The sequence below is a fragment of the Lysobacter sp. 22409 genome (assembly GCF_052045105.1).
GTDB lineage: Bacteria > Pseudomonadota > Gammaproteobacteria > Xanthomonadales > Xanthomonadaceae > Lysobacter > Lysobacter antibioticus_B.
In genome coordinates, this window is the sequence record NZ_JBQEOE010000102.1 from 1 (window position 1) to 3,214 (window position 3,214).

Annotated in this window: 3 protein-coding genes; 1 reads left to right on the top strand and 2 read right to left on the bottom strand. The window is 65.6% G+C overall.

Translation table 11 applies throughout. From position 1 onward, the window contains the following. Positions 1 to 184, top strand: a 184-nt coding sequence (locus tag ACTJJK_RS23125) for a hypothetical protein (protein ID WP_440731361.1), incomplete at its 5' end; no start/stop codon positions are given. Between the two features lie 568 nt (positions 185 to 752). On the opposite strand, the gene ACTJJK_RS23130 is transcribed toward ACTJJK_RS23125, so the two are convergent. Both ACTJJK_RS23130 and ACTJJK_RS23135 read right to left on the bottom strand, forming a co-directional pair. Then, positions 753 to 1,304 (bottom strand): DUF2939 domain-containing protein, encoded by a 552-nt coding sequence (locus ACTJJK_RS23130; RefSeq protein WP_031374264.1) that lies wholly within the window; start codon positions 1,302 to 1,304, stop codon positions 753 to 755. A gap of 157 nt (positions 1,305 to 1,461) precedes the next feature. Continuing rightward, the gene (locus tag ACTJJK_RS23135; RefSeq protein WP_223621072.1) at positions 1,462 to 2,631 is read right to left on the bottom strand and encodes an MFS transporter; all 1,170 of its coding nucleotides are present in this window, start codon (positions 2,629 to 2,631) and stop codon (positions 1,462 to 1,464) included. Positions 2,632 to 3,214: the final 583 nt, after the last annotated feature.

Sequence of the window (3,214 nt, forward strand, 5' to 3'; positions counted from 1 at the left end):
GCTGTCGCCGGGATTTTTCGATAGGACATCCTTGTCCTATCGAAAAACGGCGCACGTCCTGTGCGCCGCCCTCCGGGTCTTCATTTGGCGGCAAGGCGAAAAGCCGAAGCAAGGTAAAAACACGGCAACTGCAACGGCGTCGCGGCCGAGAAAGGTGCTTGTCCCGGCCGACGATAGAGGCTGAACGAACGCGGTCGCGGCTCGCGCCGCTCCTACCCAAGAGCAGCGTTGCCGTTGCCGTTGCTGTGCGTCGCCTCGCACAAGCGAAGGCCATAGTAGACCCGGAGGGCGGCGCGCAAGGATGCGCGCCGTTTTTCATCGGGACAGGGATGTCCCGTATGAAAAATCCCTGCGTATGCACCGCTCGTGCGGGCTTGTGATTCAAAGAGAAGCAACTTCTTTGGTTACCTTTGACCGAAGGGAATCCAGACGGACTTTTGTTGCTTATGACAAAAGAAAGTAACCCGCCGCTTTAGCGGCGGAAGCTCTTGGCGTTTGATCCTGATCTTGCTTGAAAGAGGCCCCGCAAGACCATCGCAGCGTGGTCGCGACTCACGTCGCTCCTACAGGAAGCTCCAGCCGGCGTGGCGAGACCGGAACGGCGCGGTCGTGGCTTGTGACCGAAAGAAATCCAGTAGGACGCCGCTCCTGCCCTGGGGCTGTCGAAAGCGCCTCGCAACGCCTCCCTCGGGAGGCGCCGTCCAACTCGCTGCGGCCCGCCCATTGAAGGTTATCGCCGCCGGCGTCCTGGTTCAGGGCAGCATCTTTTCCAGAGGCAGGCGCACGTCGGTGACCCGCCACTTCAGGCCGTCGCGGGTCAGCACGAACACGACCGGATCGCCGTCGGCGTTGTTGACCGTAGCGGTGAAGCGCGACGGCGACTCGAAGCGATAGCTCGGGTGCTTGAGCGGTTCCGCCGGCGGCACCTGCGCATAGGCGTCGCGGCGCGGTGCCGACGGATCGAGGCGCCGCAGCAGATTGCGGCCTTCGAGCACCGCGCCGATGCCGACCGGGGTGGCGATCGCATCGACCGCGGTGCCGGCGACGCCGCTGGCCAGGCTCAGGCCGAGCGCGCCGAACAGGCTCGACTGCGCCTCCGGGCCGGCGCGACGGACGATGTAGTCGTCGACCTGCGCCTTCAGGCTCAGGCGCAGCGCGGCGAAGTCGACATGCTTGCTGAGCTCGCCGGCGTTGCGCTCCTTGACCGCGCTGCGGATGGCGTTGACGGTGAGAAAGGGCCCGGCGGCGACATAGCCGAGCAACAGGACCAGGGCCAGGACCAACAGAGCTATCCATTTCTTCATCGCGGCGATCCGGGTGACGGACCGCCAGAGTAACGGCCCTGGCCTTACCTTGGCTTAAGAGACCGGGAGCGGGCTGGAACTAACTGCTTCTCCGAGAGGTGGCAAACCTCATGAGCCCTCATCCCGACCCTCTCCGTGAACGGGATGGGCGCGCCGCTCAGGCGGTCTCGGCCGGACGTGGATCGCGGGCGTAGCGTTGCGCGGCCAAATGCAGCGCCAGTGCGGCCACCGAGCAGACCGAGCCGGCCATGAACGCCGCCGTGCCACCGCCGTGCTGCCAGGCCAATGCGGCCATGCCGGCGCCGAGCACGCCGCCGATGCCGCCGCTGAAGCCGGACAGCATGCCTTGCGCCGAGGCCATGTCGCGGCGCGCCGGGAACAACTCGGCCATGCGCCGCATGCAGCCGGCGTGGAAAGCGGCGAAGCTCAAGGAGTGGCCGGTCTGGGCCAGCGCCATCCAGGCGAAGGAATCGGCGAACCAGGCCACCATCACCCAGCGCAGCGCGGTTGCGAAGATGCAGGCGGCGATCAGGCGATGCGCACCGAAGCGCTGCACCAGCCGCGGCGCCTGCCAGAACATCAGGATCTCGCAGACCACCCCGATCGCCCACAGCAGGCCGACCGCGAAACCGTCGTGGCCGTGCGCCTGCAGTTGCAGGGTGTAGAACACGTAGAAGGGGCCGAAGCTCAGCTGCACCAGCAAGACCGTGCCGAGCAGCCGGCGCGTGCCCGGTCGCCGCCACAGGCGTTCGCGCGGCGTGCCTTCGAGTGGCGCCGGCGAGGGCGGATCGGCGCGATGCAGCCAGGCCGCGGCGGCGGTCAACACCAGCCACGGCAGGCTCAGCCAAACGAAAGCATCGTTGCCGAGCCGGTCGAGCAACCAGCCGTAGCTCGCCGCGACGATGAGGAAGCCGACCGAACCCCACATCCGGATCTTGCCGTAGTCGTGATTGCGCGTGCCCAGCGCGTTCAGGGTCATCGCCTCGAACTGCGGCATGACCGCGTTGAAGAACAGCGCGAACGCGCCCATCACCACGAACAACATCACGCCGCCGTCGAAGCGGGCGAAGCCGGCGAACATGGCCAGCGCCAGCAGGCAGCCGGCGACCAGCCAATGCCCCGGCGCCCGGCTGCGCGCCACCTGCCGCGCCCAGGTCGGCGGCGCCAGGATGCGCCCGCCGTACCACAGCGCCAGCATCGCCCCGACCGCATAACCGCCGTGACCGTTGGCGCTGACCCAACGCCCGATGTAGGGCGTATAGGCGCCGAGCATGCCGAAGTAGCCGAGGTAGAACAGGGCGTAGCGGCGGAATTCGGCGGTGGACACGTGAGGCTCGGCGAGGCGCGGCGGATGCCGCTCACGATACCGGAAGCGGTGCGGGATTCGGTTGCCGCGGGGCGCGGTTTCGGGAGGTTTTTTGCTAGGCCAGGCGGGGCGATGAGGGGCCAAGCGGCGGCGGACCGGTGGGCCGGTTCTGGAGGCCGGTGAGCGTTCGAGGTATCGCAGTTTCTTCGGTCGCGGCTTGCGCCGCTCCTACCCAAAAGCAGCGGCGCTGAAGGTTTTGCCATTGCTGTTGCTGTTGCCGTTGCTGTGCGTCGCATTGCACTCGCCAGGGCAGAGGAAGACCCGGAGGGCGGCCCGCATGGATGCGGGCCGTTTTTCATCGGGACAAGGATGTCTCGTATGAAAAAGCCCTGCGGAGGCACCGCTCGTGCGGGCCTGTGATTCAAAACAAAAGCATTTTTCTTTGGTTACTTTCTTTTGTTGCTTTAGACAAAAGAAAGTTACCCGCCGCTTTAGTGCCGGAAGCTTTTATCGTTTGATCTTGCTTGTATGAAAGCCATAAGCAAGTGCAGAGCTTCCGTCCGCTAACGCGGCCGGGTTACTTTCTTTTGCTAAGCCCAAAAGA

Excerpts from the sequence above, each read along its gene's own strand:
- ACTJJK_RS23130 (WP_031374264.1), bottom strand. The coding sequence starts at position 1,304 with ATGAAGAAATGGATAGCTCTGTTGGTCCTGGCCCTGGTCCTGTTGCTC.